At 72.4% G+C, this 21,939-nt stretch carries 14 protein-coding genes; 9 read left to right on the top strand and 5 right to left on the bottom strand.

The genetic code is table 11. The annotated features are described in order from the left end of the window. Positions 1-323: 323 nt before the first annotated feature. Together ACFWAR_RS11995 and ACFWAR_RS11990 are read right to left on the bottom strand one after the other, a co-directional pair. Positions 324-1,064 (bottom strand): hypothetical protein, encoded by a 741-nt coding sequence (locus ACFWAR_RS11995; protein WP_385775836.1) that lies wholly within the window; start codon positions 1,062-1,064, stop codon positions 324-326. Between the two features lie 197 nt (positions 1,065-1,261). Continuing rightward, a complete protein-coding gene (locus tag ACFWAR_RS11990) occupies positions 1,262-2,947 on the bottom strand; it encodes a PucR family transcriptional regulator (RefSeq protein WP_385775834.1) in 1,686 nt (561 codons plus the stop codon). A 253-nt stretch (positions 2,948-3,200) separates the two neighbouring features. Here ACFWAR_RS11990 and ACFWAR_RS11985 point away from each other — a divergent pair, with 253 nt between their 5' ends. From ACFWAR_RS11985 to ACFWAR_RS11950, 8 genes are all read left to right on the top strand, one after another. Beyond that, positions 3,201-4,097 carry a xanthine dehydrogenase family protein subunit M gene (locus ACFWAR_RS11985; RefSeq protein WP_354379267.1) on the top strand — a complete coding sequence of 299 codons (897 nt, stop codon included), beginning with the start codon at positions 3,201-3,203 and terminating at the stop codon, positions 4,095-4,097. A gap of 2 nt (positions 4,098-4,099) precedes the next feature. Beyond that, positions 4,100-4,708 (top strand): (2Fe-2S)-binding protein, encoded by a 609-nt coding sequence (locus tag ACFWAR_RS11980; RefSeq protein WP_385775832.1) that lies wholly within the window; start codon positions 4,100-4,102, stop codon positions 4,706-4,708. A gap of 2 nt (positions 4,709-4,710) precedes the next feature. Further along, positions 4,711-7,113 carry a xanthine dehydrogenase subunit D gene (gene pucD / locus ACFWAR_RS11975; RefSeq protein ID WP_385775830.1) on the top strand — a complete coding sequence of 801 codons (2,403 nt, stop codon included), beginning with the start codon at positions 4,711-4,713 and terminating at the stop codon, positions 7,111-7,113. Between the two features lie 354 nt (positions 7,114-7,467). Beyond that, entirely contained in the window at positions 7,468-8,931 is a 1,464-nt protein-coding gene (locus ACFWAR_RS11970; RefSeq protein ID WP_385775828.1) for an NCS2 family permease, read from the top strand. A 79-nt stretch (positions 8,932-9,010) separates the two neighbouring features. Further along, positions 9,011-10,162: an XdhC family protein gene (locus ACFWAR_RS11965; RefSeq protein WP_385775826.1), complete on the top strand. Its 1,152-nt coding sequence runs from the start codon at positions 9,011-9,013 to the stop codon at positions 10,160-10,162. A 121-nt stretch (positions 10,163-10,283) separates the two neighbouring features. Further along, on the top strand, positions 10,284-11,543 hold the full coding sequence (locus tag ACFWAR_RS11960; RefSeq protein ID WP_385775824.1) for a YncE family protein: 1,260 nt from the start codon (positions 10,284-10,286) through the stop codon (positions 11,541-11,543). A gap of 117 nt (positions 11,544-11,660) precedes the next feature. Continuing rightward, complete coding sequence (locus ACFWAR_RS11955; RefSeq protein WP_385775822.1) at positions 11,661-12,926, top strand: glycoside hydrolase family 6 protein; 1,266 nt, start codon at positions 11,661-11,663, stop codon at positions 12,924-12,926. A 32-nt stretch (positions 12,927-12,958) separates the two neighbouring features. Beyond that, positions 12,959-14,227, top strand: a complete 1,269-nt coding sequence (locus ACFWAR_RS11950) for a GNAT family N-acetyltransferase (RefSeq protein WP_385775821.1) — start codon at positions 12,959-12,961, stop codon at positions 14,225-14,227. 19 nt (positions 14,228-14,246) lie between these two features. On the opposite strand, the gene ACFWAR_RS11945 is transcribed toward ACFWAR_RS11950, so the two are convergent. Beyond that, complete coding sequence (locus ACFWAR_RS11945; protein WP_385775819.1) at positions 14,247-16,502, bottom strand: germacradienol/geosmin synthase; 2,256 nt, start codon at positions 16,500-16,502, stop codon at positions 14,247-14,249. A 265-nt stretch (positions 16,503-16,767) separates the two neighbouring features. On the opposite strand from ACFWAR_RS11945, the gene ACFWAR_RS11940 reads away from it, so the two are divergent. Next, positions 16,768-17,721, top strand: a complete 954-nt coding sequence (locus ACFWAR_RS11940; protein WP_385775818.1) for a hypothetical protein — start codon at positions 16,768-16,770, stop codon at positions 17,719-17,721. A 53-nt stretch (positions 17,722-17,774) separates the two neighbouring features. Here ACFWAR_RS11940 and ACFWAR_RS11935 read toward each other — a convergent pair whose 3' ends face one another. Both ACFWAR_RS11935 and cobN read right to left on the bottom strand, forming a co-directional pair. Beyond that, positions 17,775-18,248, bottom strand: a complete 474-nt coding sequence (locus ACFWAR_RS11935; protein ID WP_385775816.1) for a hemerythrin domain-containing protein — start codon at positions 18,246-18,248, stop codon at positions 17,775-17,777. Between the two features lie 29 nt (positions 18,249-18,277). After that, on the bottom strand, positions 18,278-21,913 hold the full coding sequence (gene cobN, locus ACFWAR_RS11930; RefSeq protein WP_385775814.1) for a cobaltochelatase subunit CobN: 3,636 nt from the start codon (positions 21,911-21,913) through the stop codon (positions 18,278-18,280). Positions 21,914-21,939: the final 26 nt, after the last annotated feature.

The following is a 21,939-nucleotide window of genomic DNA, read 5'->3' as shown; positions in this document are numbered from 1 at the left end:
GCCGGGCGGGCTGGATGTGGCGGGCTGGGTGTGCTGGCCCACTCCAGCCTCGCCGGGCGTCCCGGGCTTGGCCCACCCCAGCCTCGCCGGCGTTTGAGGCGCGGGTCCGGGCGGAGCCCGGGGCGGGGCGGAGCCCCGTTGGTTGGTGCCGGTCGGTGTGGCCTCCGGCGGGCCCTCAAACGCCGGGCGGGCTGGATGTGGCGGGGCCCCGAGCCCTGGGCGGGCTGGATGTGGCGGAGCCTCAAGTGCCCGGCGGGCTGGGTGTGGCGGGCCCGCGGGCCCTGGGCGGGTTGGGTGTGGCGGGCCCGCAGGCGCCGCCGGGGTCAGGCCGCCGGGGTCAGGTGGGCGGCTAGCCAGGTGGGGATGCCGCCCAGGAGGCGGAAGAGGCGTAGGGCCTCGGCGCGCAGTCGGGCGGCCTCCGGCTCCGGCTCGGCCTCCGCGAGCGCGGCCAGGGCGGGCGCGGTGCCCACCAGGAAGCCCAGTTCCTCCCGGATCCGGAGGGATTCCGCGAAGCCGTGACGGGCCTCCGCCAGTTCCCCGTCCCGGAGGGCGAGGCCGGCCAGGTGGCGCCAGGTGAAGGACAGGAGGAGGGTGTCGCCGTGCGCCGTGGCCCCCGCGTGGGCGCGCCGGTACGCCGGTCTGGCCGATTGCGGGGCGTCGGCCAGGTGCTCCGCCACCAGCCCCCGCCGGAAGTCCAGCAGCGGCCGCGTGGGCGATCCCGGGGCCAGCAGCGCCGCCGCCCGCCCCAGCGCGGAGCGCGCCTCGTCGGACCGGTCCCGCACGCCCAGCACCGTTGCCGCGTAGGCCAGTTGGCCGCGCTCGCAGGCGGCCGCGCCGCGTTCGTCGTCGTCCTGGGCGACCGCCTCGGCGATCCGCAGCGCGTCCTCCGCCTCGGCCCAGCCCTGCCCGGTGAACAGGCACCGTTCGACCAGTAGCGCGGTGCGCTGCACGGCAGGCCCGGCGCGGCCCGCGTGCGGGTCCAGCAGAGCCGCCGCGTCCGTCCAGCAGCCCCGCGAACGAAGTCGCCATATCGCCCGCTGGAGGGGGTCGTCCCCTCCGGTCATTCCGGCACCCGACATGGCGGTGTCCGCCACATTGCCCTCCCCGAAGCAGCCAAGCCAGCGCGCCGCCCGCGCCCTGGGGCGAAATGAGAGCACGGATCCACTTGATCGGCCAAGGGGTCGGGTGAACCTTTTCACAAAGTCCGGACACCTCGTCAGTCGCCCCGGCCGCCCGGCCGCCCCCCGCGCCGGGCCGCTGATCAGCTCATCCGCAGCGCCAGGAAGAAGTCCAGCTTGTCCTCCAGCCGCGAAAGATCGCGCGCCGTCAACTGCTCGATTCGTCCGACGCGGTACCGCAGCGTGTTGACGTGCAGGTGCAGCCGGGTCGCACAGCGGGTCCACGATCCGTCGCAGTCCAAGAACGCCTCCAGGGTCGGGATCAGCTCCGCCCGGTGGCGCCGGTCGTAGTCCCGCAGCGGGTCGAGCAGCCGCGCGGTGAAGGCGCGGCGCACGTCGTCCGGGACGAAGGGCAGCAGCAGGACGTGCGAGGCGAGCTCGTGGTGGCCCGCCGCGCAGACCCGGCCCGGACGGGCGGCCGCGACGCGGCGGGCGTGCCGGGCCTCCTCCAGCGCCCCGCGCAGCCCCTCGGCGGAGTGCACCGCCGCGCTGACGCCCAGGGTGAGCCGCCCGTCCTCGGCCAGACCGGCCGCCAGGGGCTCCCGTACGGCCGTCAGGAGCACGTCGGCGTGCAGGGCGGTGTCGGGGCCCTTGTCCTGCGCGGGCTCCCCGGAGTCCGCCGACAGCGCGGGCAGCGGTACGAGCGCGATCGCCTCGTCGCCCGCGTGGGCGACGGCGATCCGGTCGGAGGGCTCCGGACCCGACAGGGACGGGTCGACCAGGATCTCCTCCAGCAGCGACTGGGCCACCGGCCCGCCGGGGATGTCCCCGCCGTCCCAGTCGACCCGGGCCACCACGACCTGCCAGTGCGGGGCGGTGCCCAGCCCGGGCAGCAGCACGGGGGCCGCGACCCGCAGGCGGGCGGCGATCTCGGCGGGCGGAGCGCCCGTCTGGACCAGCTCCAGCACCTCCTGGGCCAGGCGCCGGCGCACGGTGCGGGCGGCGTCGCGCCGGTCCCGCTCGACGGCGATCAGCTGGGTGACGCCCTGGAGCAGGTCCAGCCGCTCGGCGGGCCAGTCGCTCGCGTCGGCCTCGACGGCCAGCAGCCAGTCCGACAGCACGCTCTCGCGCACGTCGCGGGCGGCCGGGCCGGTGCCCCGCCCGTGTCCCCTGATCGGGAAGAGCGAGTAGGTAATACCCTGGATGGAGATCCGGTGCGGGCCCCTGCGGCCGGTCCGGACCGCCGCCAGGTGTTCGCTGGCCAGCGCCGCGCAGATGCCGGGCGCCAGCGGTTCACCCGCCCCGGCGATCTGCCGTCCCGTGGGGGACAGCACCCAGGCGCGCAGATCGAGGTCCGTGGTGAGCAGATCGAGGACCACGTCGGGGCCACCGCCGGCGGGACCCGACGTCATCAGGCGCCGGTGGCGGTCCACGACGGCCGCGAGGTCGCCCGCGCGCTCCCCGGAGACCTGCCGTACGACGTACTCGGTGATCGTGGCGAATGCAACGTCCTCGTTCACGGCGAACAGCGGGAGCCGGTTGCGCCGACAGGCTGAAACCAGATCGTCCGGGATGTCTCCCAGCTCGGCCTCGCCGGCGGCCAGGCCCGCCACCCCGGCGCTCGCGAGCAGTCGTGCGAACGGCTCGGAGTCGTCCGAATTTCGCCGCCAGGCCAGGCCGGTCAGCACGAGTTCCCCGCCGGAGAGGTACCGGCTGGGATCCCTCAGGTCCGTCGTCATGACGCCCCGGACCGTGCGGTCCAGCTCCTCCTGGCCGCCCAGCAGCCGCAGCCCCAGCGCCTCGGTTTCCAGCAGTGCGCGCAGCCGCATGATGTCGCCGCCGATCTGTCTCGATGTTGCCGTTGGAAATCGGGCAGGTCAGTGCATCCTGCCTTTCATACGAATCTACAAGACGAGGGAGGCCGTCAGCCAACTCCTTCATGGTTTCGGTGACTGCACCCGGGGGACGCGCGGCTTGTGTACTGACTCCACACCGCGTTAACAGCACGTGAACGACCAGTCGAGGGTCTTTGGGCCCGCTGGCTTGAAGTGATCGACACGATGAAGAAGAAGAGAGCCGCACATGGACTTCCTTCGCCCCGCCAGCTGGGAGGAGGCGCTCGCCGCTAAGGCCGAGTACCCCTCAGCTGTGCCGATTGCGGGTGGCACCGATGTGATGGTCGAGATCAACTTCGACCACCGTCGGCCGGAGTACCTTCTGGACCTGAACCGCATCGGCCTCCTGCGGGAGTGGGAGGTCGGCGAGGATGTGGTCCGGCTCGGCGCTTCCGTCCCGTACACGCAGATCATGGAGAACCTCCGCACGGAGCTTCCCGGTCTCGCCCTGGCCTCGCACACGGTCGCCTCGCCGCAGATCCGTAACCGCGGCGGCGTCGGCGGCAACCTCGGTTGCGCCTCCCCGGCCGGCGACTCGCACCCCGCGCTGCTCGCCGCGGGCGCGCAGGTCGAGGTGGAGTCCGTACGCGGTTCCCGCCTGATCCCGATCGACGAGTTCTACACCGGTGTGAAGCGCAACGCGCTCGCCGCGGACGAGCTGATCAAGACCGTCCACATCGACAAGGCGGACGGCCCCCAGCAGTACTCCAAGGTCGGCTCCCGCAACGCGATGGTCATCGCGGTGTGCGCGTTCGGTCTGGCACTGCACCCGCAGACCCGCACGGTCCGCACCGGCATCGGCTCGGCCGCGCCGACCCCGATCCGTGCGAAGGCCGCCGAGGAGTTCCTGAACGCCGCGCTCGAAGAGGGCGGCTTCTGGGAGTCCGGCAAGGTCATCACCCCGTCGATCGCCAAGCAGTTCGGTGACCTCGCCTCCGGCGCGGCCAACCCGATCGACGACGTCCGCGGCACGGCGAAGTACCGCCGTCACGCGGTCGGCATCATGGCTCGCCGCCAGCTCGTCTGGACCTGGGAGCAGTACCGCGGTACCGGAAACGGCCGCTCGCTTGAAGGGGCTGCGTAATCATGCGCGTCAATTTCACTGTCAACGGCCGTCCGCAGGAAGCCGACGACGTCTGGGAGGGCGAGTCCCTCCTCTACGTCCTGCGCGAGCGCATGGGCCTGCCGGGTTCGAAGAACGCCTGTGAGCAGGGCGAGTGCGGTTCCTGCACCGTCCGCCTCGACGGCGTGCCGGTCTGTTCCTGTCTGGTCGCGGCCGGTCAGGTCGAGGGCCGCGACGTCGTGACCGTCGAGGGCCTGGCGGAGTTCGCCAAGCAGCGCGACGAGCACGGCCACGGCGGTGCCTGCGGCACCGGCGGCGGCTGCGGCGGCAAGGGCGGCGTCTCCCTGGACGCGGCCAAGCAGTGGCAGGCCAAGCCCTCCGACTCGCAGACCGGCGAGGGCGTCGAGCTCTCCAACATCCAGCAGGCGTTCATCGACGCCGGCGCCGTCCAGTGCGGTTTCTGCACCCCGGGCCTCCTGGTCCAGGCCGACGCGCTGCTGGAGGAGAACTCCTCCCCGTCCGACCAGGACATCCGCGAGGCCCTGTCCGGCAACCTCTGCCGCTGCACGGGCTACGAGAAGATCCTCGACGCGGTCCGCCTCGCGGCCGCCCGTCAGTCAGAGGCGGTCTGACCATGGCCCAGAACACGCGCACGGTCCCGGCCGGTACGCCGACCAACGTCACGCAGAAGCACAACAAGGGCGGCATCGGCGAGTCCACGCTGCGCCCCGACGGCACCCTCAAGGTGACCGGTGAGTTCGCCTACTCCTCGGACATGTGGCACGAGGACATGCTGTGGGGCCAGACGCTGCGCAGCACCGTCGCCCACGCCGAGATCGTCTCGATCGACATCTCCGAGGCCCTGGCGATGCCGGGCGTCTACTCGGTGCTGACGTACGACGACCTGCCCGCCGAGATGAAGAACTACGGCCTGGAGATCCAGGACACGCCGGTTCTCGCCAACGGCCGGGTACGCCACCACGGTGAGCCGGTCGCCCTCGTGGCCGCCGACCACCCGGAGACCGCCCGCCGCGCGGCCGCCAAGATCAAGATCGACTACAAGGAGCTGCCGCTCGTCACGGACGAGGCCTCCGCCCTCGCCCCCGGCGCGCCGCTGATCCACGAGGGCCGCGACGACCACCACATCGGTCACGTCCCGCACCCGAACATCGTGCACCGCCAGCCGATCATCCGCGGCAACGTGGAAGAGGCCCGCAAGCGCGCCGACGTCATCGTCGAGGGCGAGTACACCTTCGGCATGCAGGACCAGGCCTTCCTCGGCCCGGAGTCCGGCCTGGCCGTCCCGTCCGAGGACGGCGGCGTCGAGCTGTACGTCGCGACCCAGTGGCTGCACTCGGACCTCGGGCAGATCGCCCCGGTCCTGGGCCTGCCGCCGGAGAAGGTCCGCATGACGCTCTCGGGCGTCGGCGGTGCCTTCGGCGGCCGCGAGGACATCTCGATGCAGATCCACGCCTGCCTGCTGGCCCTGGCCACGAACAAGCCGGTCAAGATCGTCTACAACCGGTTCGAGTCCTTCTTCGGTCACGTGCACCGCCACCCGGCGAAGCTCTACTACGAGCACGGCGCGACCAAGGACGGCAAGCTCACGCACATGAAGTGCAAGATCGTCCTGGACGGCGGCGCGTACGCGTCCGCCTCCCCGGCGGTCGTGGGCAACGCGTCCTCCCTCTCGGTGGGTCCGTACGTCCTGGAGGACGTGGACATCGAGGCGATCGCGCTCTACACGAACAACCCGCCCTGCGGCGCGATGCGCGGCTTCGGCGCCGTCCAGGCCTGCTTCGCCTACGAGGCGCAGATGGACAAGCTCGCGGCGAAGCTGGGCATGGACCCGGTCGAGTTCCGCCAGCTGAACGCCATGGAGATGGGCACGGTCATGCCGACCGGCCAGGTCGTGGACGCGCCGGCGCCGGTCGCCGAGCTGCTGCGCCGGGTCAAGGCCCGCCCGCTGCCGCCCGAGCGCCAGTGGGAGACCGCGGGCGAGGGCGCGGACGTCCGCGCGCTGCCCGGCGGCCTCTCCAACACCACGCACGGCGAGAACGTCGTCCGCGGCGTCGGCTACGCGGTCGGCATCAAGAACGTCGGCTTCTCCGAGGGCTTCGACGACTACTCCACCGCCCGCGTGCGCCTGGAGGTCATCAACGGCGAGGCCGTCGCGATGGTCCACACGGCCATGGCGGAGGTCGGCCAGGGCGGCATCACCGTCCACGCGCAGATCGCCCGCACCGAGCTGGGCGTCACGCAGGTGACCATCCACCCGGCCGACACGCAGGTCGGCTCCGCCGGTTCCACGTCCGCCTCGCGGCAGACGTACATGACCGGTGGCGCCGTGAAGAACACCTGCGAGGCCGTCCGCGAGGCGCTCCTGGAGATCGGCCGTCGCAAGAACGGCTCCTTCCACCCCGCGTGGGCCACCGCCGAGCTGCTGCTCGAAGGCGGCAAGATCGTCACCGACGGCGGCGAGGTCCTCGCGGACATCGCCGAGATCCTCGAGGACGAGGCCATCGACCTCGAGCTCGAGTACCGCCACCACCCCACCGTCCCCTTCGACCTGGTCACCGGTCAGGGCAACGGGCACGTCCAGTACACCTTCGCCGCGCACCGCGCGGTGGTCGAGGTGGACACCGAGCTGGGTCTGGTCAAGGTCGTCGAACTCGCGACCGCGCAGGACGTCGGCAAGGCGCTGAACATGCTCTCGGTGGTCGGCCAGATCCAGGGTGGCACCACCCAGGGCCTGGGCGTGGCGATCATGGAAGAGATCATCGTGGACCCGAAGACCGCGAAGGTGCGCAACCCCTCCTTCACGGACTACCTGATCCCGACCATCCTCGACACCCCGACCATCCCGGTCGACGTCCTGGAGCTCGCCGACCCGAAGGCCCCCTACGGCCTCCGCGGCATGGGCGAGGCCCCGACCCTCTCGTCCACCCCGGCCGTCATCGCGGCGATCCGGCAGGCGACGGGTCTGGACATCAACAAGACCCCCATCCGTCCCGAGATGCTCACCGGAACCCTCTAGGGATTCCGGTCCCCCTGGGACCACGACTCTCCGGGCGGTGTGACGAGGGAACGTCACACTTGCCGGTCGCACCGCCCGGAGTACGAAGTACCGCACCGCTCGCGGTCCGCTTCACCCGCAGTACCGGAAGTACCGCAGTACCGGAAGTACCGCAGCACCTGCAACAACAGCAGTAACCGCAGTACCAGCAGTTATAGGCAGTACCAGTGGTAACGAAGTAGCAGCAGTACAAGAGCAGCTCACTTGCTTCGTCTCGGGCCGTCCCCCGGGTCGTGCAGCCAAACGCACCATCCCAAATCCCGCGTCTCCAATCTTTTCTGCGGGTGCCCCTTTGAACCTTGGGAGTTAGGCACCATGACCCAATCGTCTGTGGAGCCCAAGACCACCGCGGAAGAGGCCGGCGACGGCTCTCTCAACCCCGCCGGGCGTTCTTGGCTCGACCGGTACTTTCACATAACGCACCGCGGATCCACCGTCTCGCGAGAAGTGCGCGGCGGCGTCACCACCTTCATGGCGATGGCGTACATCCTCCTGCTCAACCCCCTGATCCTTTCGGGCAAGGACGTCGCGGGCGACACCCTGAGCCAGAAGGCCCTGATCACGGCCACGGCCTTCGCCGCCGCCCTGACCACCCTCCTGATGGGCTTCATCGGCAAGGTGCCGCTGGCCCTCGCCGCCGGCCTCTCCGTCTCCGGTGTGCTCTCCTCGCAGGTCGTGCCCCACATGACCTGGCCGCAGGCCATGGGCATGTGCGTCATGTACGGCGTGGTGATCTGTCTCCTGGTCGTCACCGGCCTCCGCGAGATGATCATGAACGCGATCCCCCTCGCGCTCAAGCACGCCATCACCATGGGCATCGGCATGTTCGTCGCCCTCATCGGCCTCGTGAAGGCCGGCTTCGTGGGCCACGGCTCCGAATTCGGTCCCCCCGTGAGCCTGGGCGCGACCGGCGAGCTCGCCGGTTGGCCCGTCCTGATCTTCGCCGTGACCCTGCTCACCATCTTCATGCTGCAGGCACGCAAGGTTCCCGGCGCGATCCTGATCGGCATCGTCTCCGGAACCGTCCTCGCGGTCATCCTCAACGCCGTGGCGGACATCGACCCCAAGGCGTGGCGCAGCGGCGCCCCGGAGCTCACCGGCTCCGCGGTCTCCATGCCGGACTTCTCGCTCTTCGGCAAGGTCGAGTTCGGCGGCTGGGGCGACGTCGGCGTGATGACGGTCGGCATGATCGTCTTCACCCTGGTGCTGGCCGGCTTCTTCGACGCGATGGCCACCATCATCGGCGTCGGCACCGAGGCCAAGCTCGCCGACGACAAGGGCCGCATGCCGGGCCTGTCCAAGGCGCTGTTCATCGACGGTGCCGGTGGCGCCATCGGCGGCATCGCGGGCGGCTCCGGCCAGACCGTGTTCGTCGAGTCCGCGACCGGCGTCGGCGAGGGTGCCCGTACGGGCTTCGCCTCCGTCATCTCGGGTCTGCTCTTCGCGGCCTGCCTCTTCTTCACCCCGATCACCCAGATCGTCCCCGGTGAGGTCGCCTCGGCCGCGCTGGTGGTCATCGGCGCGATGATGATGCAGAACGCCCGCCACGTGGACTGGTCCGACACGGCCACCGCCATCCCGGTCTTCCTGACCGTCGTGCTCATGCCCTTCACGTACTCGATCACCGCTGGTGTCGCCGCCGGTGTCATCTCGTTCGTGGCCATCAAGGTGGCGCAGGGCAAGGCCCGCGAGATCGGTGGCTTCATGTGGGCGCTGACCGTGATCTTCGTGGTCTTCTACGCGCTCCACCCGATCGAGGGCTGGCTCGGCGTCAGCTGAGCCGTCCCGACCTGACGTACGACTCCTGAACCCTCCACGCAATCCCGTCACCGGAAACCGAACCTCCGAGGAGGCCGCAATGCTGGACATCGCCGAAGAACTCAACCGGTGGGTCGAGCAGGGACGTGACTTCGCCGTCGCCACGGTCGTGGCGGTCGGCGGCAGCGCGCCCCGGCAGCCCGGAGCGGCCCTCGCCGTCGACAGCGAGGGCACCGCGATCGGTTCGGTCTCCGGCGGGTGCGTGGAGGGCGCGGTGTACGAGCTGTGCCAGCAGGCGCTCGAAGACGGCGAAACCGTCCAGGAGCGCTTCGGTTACAGCGACGACGATGCCTTCGCCGTGGGTCTGACCTGCGGCGGAATCATCGACATCCTGGTCACCCCGCTCCCCTTGAACTCCCCGGCCCGCGCCGTCTTTGAGGCCGCGCTGGCCGCCGCCGCCAAGGGCGAGGCGGCCGCGATCGCCCGGATCGCCGACGGTCCCGCCGAGCTGATGGGCCGGGCGATCCTGGTCCGCTCCGAGGGCCCCTACGAGGGGACGCTCGGCGGACACCCCGAGCTGGACCGCACGGTGGCCGAAGAGGCCCGCGCGCTGCTGGACGCCGGTCGCACCGCGACCCTGGAGATGGGCGCCGACGGGCGGCTCTGCGGCCGCCCCATCACCGTCCTGGTCGAGTCGAGCGTGCCGCCGCCGCGGATGATCGTCTTCGGTGCCATCGACTTCGCCTCCGCGCTCGTGCGGGTGGGCAAGTTCCTCGGCTACCACGTCACGGTGTGCGACGCGCGGCCCGTGTTCGCTACGAAGAACCGTTTCCCCGAGGCCGACGAGATCGTGGTCGACTGGCCGCACCGGTACTTGGCGGACACCTCGGTGGACGCCCGTACCGTCCTGTGCGTGCTGACGCACGACGCCAAGTTCGACGTCCCGCTGCTCGAACTGGCCCTGAAGCTGCCGGTGGCCTACGTCGGCGCGATGGGATCGCGGCGCACGCACGAGGACCGCAACGCCCGGCTGCGCGAGGTCGGCGTCACCGAGCTGGAGCTGGCGCGGCTGCGCTCGCCCATCGGCCTTGACCTGGGCGCCCGTTCCCCCGAGGAGACGGCCCTGTCCATCGCCGCCGAGATCGTCGCCAGCCGACGCGGCGGCAGCGGGCGCGCCCTCACCGGCGCGCACACCCCGATCCACCACGACGGCTCGGCCGCCGTCGTCGGCCGGATAGGCGTCGTCGCTTGAAGCGGTGACCACTGATCCACGAACCGAGCGAAGGACGTGGCCCCGCGGGGGTTGCGTCCTTTTGCCGTTCCCCCTATTTTACCCGCCGGTAACAGCGCTTCCCCACACCGGAGTTGAGCGAATGTCTCGGACCTCCTCCTTACGCGTCCTGTCGGCCGTCTGCGCCCTGGCCGCGGCCCTGCTCGCGGCGGGCCCGGCACCCGCGGCCGCCACCGCCACCGCCGACCCCACCGCCCTGCGGGAGGTCCTCTTCGTCGGGAACAACTGGGAGGGGACCGCCGACGTGCTCGCCTCCACCGGGGCGCTCGACAAGATCGGCCGGATCAACGTGATCCCGGACAAGGAGGAGCGGCTCCGGGAGATCTACCTCAACCCGGTCAAGCTCGGCTTCTTCCTGGGGATCCGCAACACCGCGGGCGAGGGCCACGACCAGTTCGTGGACGACATGTACACCACCCCGGACGGCAGCGCCGTCGTCGTCTCCCGCCCCAGCTTCGCCGACGTCGTCTCCGTCGACGTGCGGACGGGCCGGATCAACTGGCGCTTCCCGGTCGCGGGCCACCGGGCCGACCACATGGCGGTGTCGCCGGACGGGACCCGGGTCGCGGTCTCCGCCTCCACCGCCAACACCGTGCACGTCCTGGACATCGCCACCGGACGCCAGCTCGGCTCCTTCGCCACCGGCGACAAGCCGCACGAGAACACCTTCACCCACGACGGCCGGTACCTGTGGAACAGCTCCATCGGGGACGTGACCTCCGAGCTGGACGCGCCCTGGCTGGACTGGACGAAGGGCGACCGGAAGATCACGGTCGTCGACGCCCAGACCTTCCGCACCGTCCGCGTGATCGACATGCGCGCGCGGCTCGACGCCTTCGGCCGCTCGGACCTCTCTGACGCGGTCCGCCCCATGTCCTTCAGCCCCGACGAGTCGAAGCTCTACTTCCAGGTGTCCTTCTTCAACGGCTTCCTGGAGTACGACGTGGCCACCGACCGGATCACCCGGATCAAGACCCTCCCCGTGAACCCGGCCACCAACGGCGACCGCACGACCTGGGTCAACGACTCCCGCCACCACGGCATGTCGATGAGCCCCGACGGCGCCAAGCTCTGCATCGCGGGAACCATGGACGACTACGCGACGATCGTGGACCGGGCGACCCTCACCGAAGGCCCCCTGGTCCCCGCCGACAAGCCGTACTGGGCCACGGTCGACGGGGACGGGACCGGCTGCGTGATCTCCGAGAGCGGCGCCGACCGGGTCACGGCCATCGACTTCGCCACCGGGACCAAGCGGGTCTCCGTCCCGGTCGGGGACCACCCGCAGCGCGTCCGGCTCGCCCACGTCCCGGCGCTCTGGACGGGCCCGGCCGCGCACTGACCGGAGCGAGCGGGGCGAACGGCGCCGAACGGGGCGGACCCACACGGGTTGCTCCGTTCGGCCGCCCGGGTAACGGCGCTTGACCCGGGCGCCGCGGCTGCGCGAGCGTCGTGGGGCATGCGCCACCGACACCTCGCCCGTACGGGCCTGCTCGTCGCCGTCCTCGCCGTGCTCACCGCACCGGCGTCCGCGGCCACGTCGTACGGCCCCGCCCCCTTCCTCCCGCCCGGCCCCGCCGCGTCCCCCGCGACCGGGCCGGTCCGGGCCGCCTCCGGTCCGGGCCGGCCGCTCTTCGCCCCCGCCGCCGACCCCGGGGCCGCCCGCCAGGCCCGGGAGCTGATCGCCGCCGGGCACCCGCGGGAGGCGGCCGGGATCACCGCGATGGCCGCCACCCCGCACGCCGTCTGGCTCGGCGACCAGAGCCCCGCCCGCGCGGAGGCCCGGGCGCGGGCCGTGACCACGCAGGCCGCCCGGCAGGGGGAGCTGCCCGTGCTGGCGCTCTACAACGTGCCGGGCCGGGACTGCTCCCAGTACTCCGCGGGCGGTGCCACCGACAGCGCGGCCTACCGGGCCTGGATCGACGGGGTCGTGCGGGGGATCGCCGACCGTCCGGTGAGCGTGGTCCTGGAGCCCGATTCCCTCGCCCTGTTGCCCCGCGAGTGCGCACCGGCCGCGGGTGGCGCGGGCGCGGGCCCGGCCGACGAGCCGGGCCGGACGCGGACCGCCGCCCGCTACGCGGAGATCGGGTACGCGGTCCGGGCCCTGGCGGCCGGGCCCGCCACCGACGTGTACCTCGACACGGGACACGCCGCCTGGCACACCGTCAACACCATCGTGCCCCGGCTCCGTCAGGCGGGCGTGGCCGGAGCCACCGGCTTCGCCGTCAACGTCTCCAACTACCACTCCGACGAGGCCGGCAGCTGGTTCGCCACCCTCGTCTCGGCCTGCCTGGTCCACGTCGAGGCGGGCGGCCGCGTCGCCGACTGCCCCGACCAGTGGCGCCCGCGCGCCGAGGCCCGGGCCTGGCTCGCCGCGCACCTCGACGCCGCCGCCCGGGCCCGGATGAAGCACTACGTCAGCGACACCAGCCGCAACGGCCGGGGAGCCTGGACCGCCCCCGCGGGCAAGTACCGGGAGCCGCAGGAGTGGTGCAACCCGCCCGGCCGCGGCCTCGGCGCCCGCCCGACCACGGACACCGGCGACCCGCTGGAGGACGCCCGGCTCTGGATCAAGACACCCGGCGCGTCCGACGGGAACTGCCTGCGCGGCACCGCCGGTCCGCTCGACCCCGAGCGCGCGGTCGTCGATCCCAAGGCGGGGGACTGGTTCCCGGATCAGGCACTCGAACTCGTCAGGCAGGCGAATCCAGCCATTTTGAGGTGACCAGTCCGCAATGAGCGATTAGTCTCCCGATCATGGTGGACATGCGTGCGGAGCGGAGCGGAGACAAGTCGGTGGAGATTCGTGAGGTGCCCGAGGCGGATCTCGACCGCGCCCTGGAACTCGCGTACATGGTCTTCCACGACCGCCCCGGGAAGGAGGTGCGCGAGCACCATCACACGATGCTGCTCGGGTGCGAGCGGCTCGCCGCCTACGACGGGGACGTGCTGGTCGGCTTCATGGCCGCGCACGACTTCCGGCTCTCGGTGCCCGGGGCGGACCTGCCCTGCCCCGGACTCACCTTCGTCTCCGTCGCCCCCACCCACCGGCGCCGCGGCGTCCTGACCGCGCTGATGGAGGAGATGCTGCGCCGCACGGCCGCCGCGGGGCGGCCCGTCGCCGCGCTGTGGGCCTCCGAATCCCTCATCTACGGCCGCTTCGGCTACGGCTCGGCGACCCGCGGCGCCACCATCGAGATCGACTCCACCCGCCCGCTCGCCCTGCGCATCACCCCCGACGGGCGCCCGCTGCGCCTGATCGACCCGGTCGACGCCCCGGCCGTCCTCGGCCCCTACCACGAGGCCTCCCGGGTCGCGCGGGCCGGACGCCCGACCCGGGACGCCTACCGCTGGCGCGAGGAGTGGCTGCGGGAGGAGGACGAGGAGGACGAGGAGCTGAGCCCGCCGCGGATCATCGGGGTGGGGGAGGCGGGGCACCCCCTCGCCGGGTACGTCCTCTACCGCACGAAGCCGGAGGACGACAGCGGTCCCCTCAAGGTCCCCGGACTGGTCCAGGTCTACGAACTGGAAGCGGACACCCCGGCCGTGGCCGCCGCCCTGTGGAGCTGCCTGGCCGCCCTGGACCTGACCGGCCGGGTGGTCGCCTGGGGCCGCCCGGTCGACGACCCGCTGCTGCACTTCGCCGCCGACCGCGACCAGGTGCGGGTGACCGGCGAGTTCCCGGCGCTGTGGCTGCGGCTCGTCGACGTACGGGCGGCGCTGACCGCCCGCAGCTGGGCGGCGCCCGTCGATCTGGTGCTGGAGGTGGCCGACGTACGCCTGCCCGCCAACGCGGGTCGGTTCCGTCTGGCGGCCGGGCCGGACGGGGCGACGTACGAGGCCACCGGAGCGGCCGCGGACCTGGCGCTCGACGTCCGCGACCTGGCGGCCTGCTACCTCGGCGGGACCCGGGTCGTGGAACTGGTCTGCGCCGGGCTCGCCGAGGAGCGGACGGCGGGCGCGGCGGCGGCCCTGGACGACGCCCTGCGCACCCGGTTGTCACCGCACACCGCCGACGAGTTCTAGCCCTCTCGGGCCCCCGGGATCAGGAGGTCGGGGCGGTCCTGAGCGAGTCGATCGCCCTGACCGCCGACATCCCGAAGTCCGGTCCCCACGGGGGGAGTCCACCGGTCGAGTGCGGCCCCTGCGGCTCCGCCGCGGGCCGGTCCAGGTCCTCCTCGCGGTAACGCCGGGCCTTCTGGTGCCAGTTCAAGATGCCCGCGAGCCAGTCCTCCAGCTCCCGCACGTAGTCCTCGAGTCCGGCCCGGGCCCGCCCGTCGAGCTTCCAGTCGTCGTAGAGGAGCGGCAGCTGGGTCCGCGCGATGTGCTCGAACTCCTCGGTGCGCTGGGTCTGGAGCGCGTGGCAGATGTGCAGCGCCCTGGCGTAGTCGATGTCGAAGAAGTTCCGGGTGACGAGCACGTAGTTGTGCACCTCGCCCTCGACCTCGATCTCCTTCTGGTAGGAGAAGATGTCGTTGATCAGGCAGGCCGCGTCGGCCGCCGCGTTCTCCAGGGAGCGGATGGTCCCCGACCGGTAGATCTCCTCGGGGATGCCGCGGCCGGCCCGCCCCAGGCGGCACAGGTACATCGTCAGGTTGCTGCCGAAGGTGGCGCGCCGCATCTCGGCGTAGTCGACGGGGTCCGGGATCCGGTTCAGGATCTGGTTCTCCACCTCCCACAGCCAGCTCTCCAGCATGTCGACGAGCGTGGCCCGGAACTCGCCGCGCACGGTGCGGTCCATGTCGGCGGCGGTGCGCAGCCACAGGTCGGCGAGCCCCCGCTCCATCGCCGTCACGGGCGCCGGCGCGTCGGCGGGGTCCAGGGCGAGCATGCCGATCAGCCGGGCGGTGGCCGCCTTGGCGGCGGCCAGGTTCTTCGGCCGGGCGAAGGCGACGGGGTAGTAGTCGTCCCCGTACGTCCCCCAGCTCAGCCAGCACGCGTTGAGGGCGAGGGCCTCGGGCGTCGCGTCCGGGTCGATCCCGGCGGAGCAGAGCGCGAAGTCGTAGCCCCGCAGCCGCTCTTCGGTCCAGATCGCGGAGGCGGGGTCGCCGGGCTGCGGGTCGAGCATGCCCATCCGGCGGCACCAGGCCACCGACTCCTCCAGCGCGTGCCCGTGATGGGGGCTCAGCGCCAGGGCGAAGGGCATGTGGAACTCCGGGATCACGGACGGCCCGGTGCGCTCGTGGGGGACGTGGGTGAAGGAGCGACGGCGCATCTCCAGGGCGCGTGGGGCGAGCACCGAGCGGACGTCGACGGCGGTGGTGCCGAATCCGGAGGGGAGGAAGGGCAGGGTGAGGGGCGCGGTGGAGCGCGCCTCCTTGTTCATGTAGCGGCTGGAGACCATGTGCCACTCGTGGCCGCCGGACTGCCAGTCCTGGAGGCCCTTGGCGTAGGCGAGGACCGCCGCGATCTCGGCGGGGTCCAGGGCGTGGTCGGCGAAGAGCTGGGGGAGTTCGGCGAGCGCGGTGTGCTCGAACTGCTGGAGCCGGGAGGTGAGCAGGTCGTTGGAGGCCTCGGCCGCCTCCTGGGTGCCGCACTCCAGGAAGGTCTCCAGGACGAGCACGGCGTTGGAGAGTTCGCCCTCGTCGGCCACCTCGCGCTGGTAGCTGAAGATGTCGTTCCTGATGTGCACGGCGTCCGAGAAGGCGTCGCGCAGCACCCCGAGCGGGCGCGAGTGCGCGATCCGGGCGGGCACCTCGGCGGACACGTACTCGATCAGGCCCGCGGACCAGGGGGCGCCGCCGACCTTGCGGCGCATCTCGATGTATTCCAGCGGGTTCGCGATCCGCCCGATGTTGATGTTGGCGAGCTCCCACATCGACTCGTTGAGCAGGTTCTTCGTGCTCAAGGAGAACCGTTCCCGCCAGTCCGTCGACATGTGGGGGACCGTCCGGGCCCAGAGGTCGGCGAGGCCGGCCTCGACCGGGTTCGTGGCCCGCGGGAAGCCGTCGGCCAGGTCCATGGGCATGAAGGCGGCGAGCCGGTCCAGGTACTGCTTGGCGCCGTCGCGGTCCTGGGAGCGCTTGAACATTTCGAGGAAGTGGTCGTCGAAGAAGAAGACCCAGACGTACCAGTCGGTGACGAGGGAGAGGGCCTCGCTGTCGCAGTCGGGGTGGGTGTAGGAGCAGAGCAGCGCGTAATCGTGCGAGTCGAGGTCGTGTTCCTCCCAGACCCCGGACCCCTCCAGCATCTCCAGGTCGCGCGCCCACCGCTTGGTGTGGGCGCGGGCCGATTCGAGGTGGGGGTTCAGGCGCGCCGGGTACGGCACGTAGAAGTCGGGCAGTTGGAACGGCTGCGTCACGGGAAGCTCGGCCTTTCGTCGGGGGCGCGGGGGCAGGCCCACGCGCGCCCCCTGCACGAGATCAGCACGGTCCTACCCGGGGCATGGTGAAGACAATGGGGAGTTCACTTCATCAGGTGATGGCGGGTCGTTCGACAGCGCGCCGGGGCGGGAATGTGATGGAGATCGGCGCGCGGACTTGGCAGAGTGCACCCATGATCCGACGAGGGCGGTTCGGGGGCCGGTCGGCTCCGGGCGCCACGGGTCCAGGGGGAAGGAGGACCGGATGCGACAGCCGCTGCGCGGGGCCGCCGGTGCGGTGTGCCTGACCGGGCTCGTCCTGCTCGGCCCGGTGGGTCCCGTGGGGTCCGCCCGGGCCGCGTCGTCCGCTCCCGCCCCGTCGTCCTCCCCGGCGCCGCCGTCCTCCCCGGCGACCACGGCGCCCGGCGCGTCCGCCACGCCCGCCGGGCCCCGGTTGGGCTTCTCCGGGCCCTTCCAGTTCGTCGAGACGGGCGGCCCGATCTGGATCGGCGTGGCCGGCATGCCCGAGGGCTGGACGGAGGCGGTCGTCTCCTCGCCCGCGCTGGCCGAGCCGGTCCCCCTCGTCCCCGAGCCGCCGGGGCTGCCCGGGGGCGAGCCGGGCAACGGCCGCCCCGCCGATCAGGCGCACACCTACCTCGTCCGCGCGGACATCGCCCCCGGGACCTACACCGTCACCCTGACCAGCGGGGGCCGTACGGTCGTGACCGCCCCGCTGACGGTCGTCGCGCAGGGCTCGGCGTACATCACGCGCTTCGTCCTGGGCCCGCGCGAGGAGTTCCTGGGCGGCGACGCGTCGGTCGCCGTCCGTCCGGGGGCCGAGGCCGTGGTGGTCCTCACCGACTACCGGCCCGCGGACGGCGAGAACTCCCTGCTGGTCAAGTCCCCCGTGTTCGAGCGGCCGTTGAAGATCGTGCGCAACGGTCCGGACGATCCGGGCTGCAAGTGCGACGACGGCGGCACCGTCTTCTCGGGACACGCCCGCGTCCGCCACGGCGTGCGACCCGGTACGTACGACATGACCGTGGTCAGCCACCGCGGCAAGGAGACCACCACCCGGCGGGTGACCATCGCGGGTGAGCCGGTGACGGACCCGAAGCCCTGGTTGATCGGCGGTGGGGCCGCCGCCGGGCTGCTCGCCCTCGCCGCGGTGGTCCGCACGGTGCTCGTGCGCCGCCGCCGAGGAGCGCACCAGGCGTAACGCCGCCCCGCGCCCGCCGCCCCGCGCCCGCCGACCCGAGCCCGTCGCGCCCGTCAGCCCGCCGGACTCAGCCGGGCGCCCGGGTGGGCCGTGCGCCAGGCCGCGATGGAGAGGTCCCACTCGTCGCCCGTCAGGGCGGTGAGGGAGGCCGGGAAGAGGCCGTCCTCCTCCTTCGCGATGTGCTGGTGGAGGTCCGCGACCGCGGTGCGCAACAGGGCTACCTGCTCCGGCGAGGCGAGGTCCAAGTCGGCCAGGAAGGCCGCCAGCTCCCGGTGTTCGAGGGTCAGGTCGGCGATGTAGGGCGCGTACTCGGGGTCCTGCGACATGACCGCGAACAAGCCGTCCTCCTCACCCTTCCAATGGGCGAGGAGGACGTCGGTCATCGAGGAGACGAGGGCGCGGACGCGGGGGAGGTCCCCCGCGTCCAGGGCGCGCATCGCGTCGCCCGCGGCGTTCGTCACCGCCTCGTGCTCGGCGATGAACTCCTTGATCAACGGGATCTCGCGGCAGCCGCAGTAGTGGCACATGCCTCCCAGGATGCGCCAGCCGCGAGCCGCTACTCGGCTTCCGCTTCCAAGTTGCCCTCCGTGTCCAGGTACACCTGGCGCAGGGCCTCCAGCGTCTCGGCATCCGGCTTCTCCCACATGCCGCGGGATTCCGCTTCCAGCAGGCGCTCGGCGATGCCGTGCAACGCCCAGGGGTTGGCCTCCTCCAGGAAGGCGCGGTTCTCCGGGTCCAGCACGTACGTCTGCGTGAGCTTGTCGTACATCCAGTCGGCGATCACGCCGGTCGTGGCGTCGTACCCGAAGAGGTAGTCCACGGTCGCCGCCAGCTCGAAGGCGCCCTTGTAGCCGTGGCGGCGCATCGCCTCGATCCACTTCGGGTTCACCACGCGGGCGCGGAAGACCCGGGAGGTCTCCTCCACCAGGGTGCGGGTGCGGATCGTCTCCGGGCGGGTCGAGTCGCCGATGTACGCCTCGGGGGCCGTGCCGCGCAGCGCGCGGACGGTGGCCACCATGCCGCCGTGGTACTGGAAGTAGTCGTCCGAGTCGGCGATGTCGTGCTCGCGGGTGTCCGTGTTCTTCGCGGCCACCGTGATGCGCTTGTACGCCGTCTCCATCTCGGTGCGCGCGGAGCGGCCGTTCAGACCGCGGCCGTAGGCGTAGCCGCCCCACACCGTGTAGACCTCCGCCAGGTCGGCGTCAGTGCGCCAGTCGCGCGAGTCGATCAGCTGGAGGATGCCCGCGCCGTAGGTGCCCGGGCGCGAGCCGAAGATACGGGTCGTCGCGCGCCGTTCGTCGCCGTGCTCGGCCAGGTCCGCCTGGGCGTGCGCCCGGATGAAGTTGTCCTCGGCGCTCTCGTCCAGCCCCGCCGCCAGCCGCACCGCGTCGTCCAACAGGCCGATGACGTGCGGGAACGCGTCGCGGAAGAAGCCCGAGATGCGCAGCGTGACGTCGATGCGCGGACGGCCCAGCTCGTCGAGCGCGATGGGCTCGACGCCCGTCACGCGCCGCGAGGCCTCGTCCCACACCGGGCGGACACCGAGCAGCGCGAGCGCCTCGGCCACGTCGTCGCCCGCCGTGCGCATGGCGCTCGTGCCCCACAGGGACAGGCCGACGGAGGCGGGCCATTCGCCGTTGTCCGTGCGGTAGCGGGTCAGCAGCGAGTCCGCGAGGGCCTGGCCGGTCTCCCACGCGAGGCGGGAGGGCACGGCCTTGGGGTCCACCGAGTAGAAGTTGCGGCCGGTGGGCAGCACGTTGACCAGCCCGCGCAGCGGCGAACCGGAGGGGCCCGCCGGGACGAAGCCGCCCGCCAGGGCGTGCACCGCGTGCGTCAGCTCGTCCGTGGTGGCCGCCAGGCGCGGCACCACCTCGGTCGCCGCGAAGGCGAGGATGTCCGCGACCCCGGCCGGGTGGCCGGCGGCGACCGCGGCGACGGCGGAGGGCGCCCAGTCGGCGGCCTCCATGGCCTCGACCAGGGCGCGGGCCGTGGCCTCGACCTCGTCGGCCGAGGTGCGGGTGGGCGCGGCCTCGTCCAGGCCGAGCGCCTCGCGCAGGCCGAGGAGCGCCGTCGTACCGCCCCAGATCTGGCGGGCGCGCAGGATGGACAGGACCAGGTTGACCCGGTCCGTGCCCGCCGGGGCGCCGCCCAGCACGTGCAGGCCGTCGCGGATCTGGGCGTCCTTGACCTCGCACAGCCAACCGTCGACGTGCAGCAGGAAGTCGTCGAAGCCGTCGTCGTCGGGCCGGTCCGCGAGGCCCAGGTCGTGGTCGAGCTTCGCCGCCTGGATCAGCGTCCAGATCTGGGCCCGGATGGCGGGCAGCTTGGCCGGGTCCATGGAGGAGATCTGCGCGTACTCGTCCAGGTGCTGCTCCAGGCGCGCGATGTCGCCGTACGACTCCGCGCGGGCCATCGGCGGCACCAGGTGGTCGACCAGGGTCGCGTGCACGCGGCGCTTGGCCTGGGTGCCCTCGCCCGGGTCGTTGACCAGGAACGGGTAGACGAGCGGCAGGTCGCCGAGCGCGGCGTCCGGCGCGCAGGCGGCCGACAGACCGGCGTTCTTGCCGGGCAGCCACTCCAGGTTGCCGTGCTTGCCCAGGTGGATCATCGCGTCGGCGCCGAAGCCGCCGTCCTCGGCCGAGGCCTGGATCCAGCGGTAGGCGGCCAGGTAGTGGTGCGAGGGCGGCAGGTCGGGGTCGTGGTAGATCGCGATCGGGTTCTCGCCGAAGCCGCGCGGCGGCTGGATCAGGATCAGCAGGTTCCCGCGGCGCAGCGCGGCGAGCACGATGTCGCCGTCGGGGTCGCCGCCGGTGGTGGTGCGGGAGCGGTCCAGGAACATGTTGCCGGGGGCCTGCCCCCAGTGCTCCTCGACGCCGTCGCGCAGCTCCGCGGGCAGGGCGCCGTACCAGCGCCGGTAGTCGGCGGCCGGGATCCGGACCGGGTTGCGGGCCAGCTGCTCCTCGGTGAGCCAGTCCTGGTCGTGGCCGCCCGCCTCGATCAGCGCGCGGATCAGCTCGTCGCCGTCGCCGGAGACCAGGCCGGGGATCTCCTCGACGGGCCCGAAGTCGTAGCCCTCCGCGATCAGCCGCCGCAGCAGCGCGACGGCGCTGGCGGGGGTGTCGAGACCGACCGCGTTGCCGATGCGGGAGTGCTTGGTGGGGTACGCGGAGAGGACCAGCGCGATCCGCTTCTCGGCGTTCGGGGTGTGCCGCAGCAGGGCGTGGCGCACGGCGATCCCGGCGACGCGGGCGGCGCGCTCGGGATCGGCGACGTACGCCGGCAGGCCGTCCTCGTCGATCTCCTTGAAGGAGAAGGGGACCGTGATCAGGCGGCCGTCGAACTCCGGCACCGCGACCTGGCTGGCCGAGTCGAGCGGGGACAGGCCCTCGTCGCTCTCCTCCCAGGCACCGCGCGAACCGGTCAGGCACAGCGCCTGCAGGATCGGTACGTCGAGGGCGGCGAGCGCGCCCGCGTCCCACGACTCGTCGTCGCCGCCCGCCGAGGCCTCGGCCGGGCGGGTGCCGCCCGCCGCGAGGACCGTGGTCACGATGGCGTCCGCCGTCGCCAGCTCGGCCAGCAGCTCCGGCTCGGGGGAGCGCAGCGAGGAGACGTACAGCGGTACGGGCACGCCGCCCGCCTGCTCGACGGCGTCCGAGAGGGCGTGCACGAAGGCGGTGTTGCCGCTCATGTGGTGGGCGCGGTAGTACAGCACCGCGATCCGGGGGGACCGCGGACCGGCGGCGGATCCCTCGGCGCGCTCCAGCCGACCCCAGGTGGGGGCGGCCGCGGGCGGCTCGAAGCCGTGGCCGGTGAGCAGCACGGTGTCGGACAGGAAGCGGGCCAGCTGCTCCAGGTTGGCGGGGCCGCCGTGCGCGAGGTAGGCGTGCGCCTCCGCCGCGATGCCGATGGGGACGGTGGACGCCTCCATCAGCTGGGCGTCCGGGGCCTGTTCGCCGGTCAGCACGACGACCGGACGGGTCTGGTCGGCGGCGAGGAGCAGGTCGAGCCCCTCCTGCCAGGCGCGCAGGCCGCCGAGGAGGCGTACGACGACCAGGTCCGCGCCGTCGAGCAGCGCGGGCAGGTCGTCGAGGGGGAGCCGGGAAGGATTCGCGAACCGGTACGGGACCGGCCCGGCGTCCGAGGCGCGGGCACTGAGCAGATCGGTGTCGGACGTCGACAGCAGCAGGATCATGCGGCGGCGGGCCTTCCTCGGGGTTT

The sequence above is a fragment of the Streptomyces sp. NPDC059917 genome (genome assembly GCF_042730635.1).
Lineage (GTDB): Bacteria > Actinomycetota > Actinomycetes > Streptomycetales > Streptomycetaceae > Streptomyces.
The sequence above is the reverse complement of the archived record's forward strand: the minus strand, read 5'-3'. Positions and strand labels throughout refer to the sequence as shown.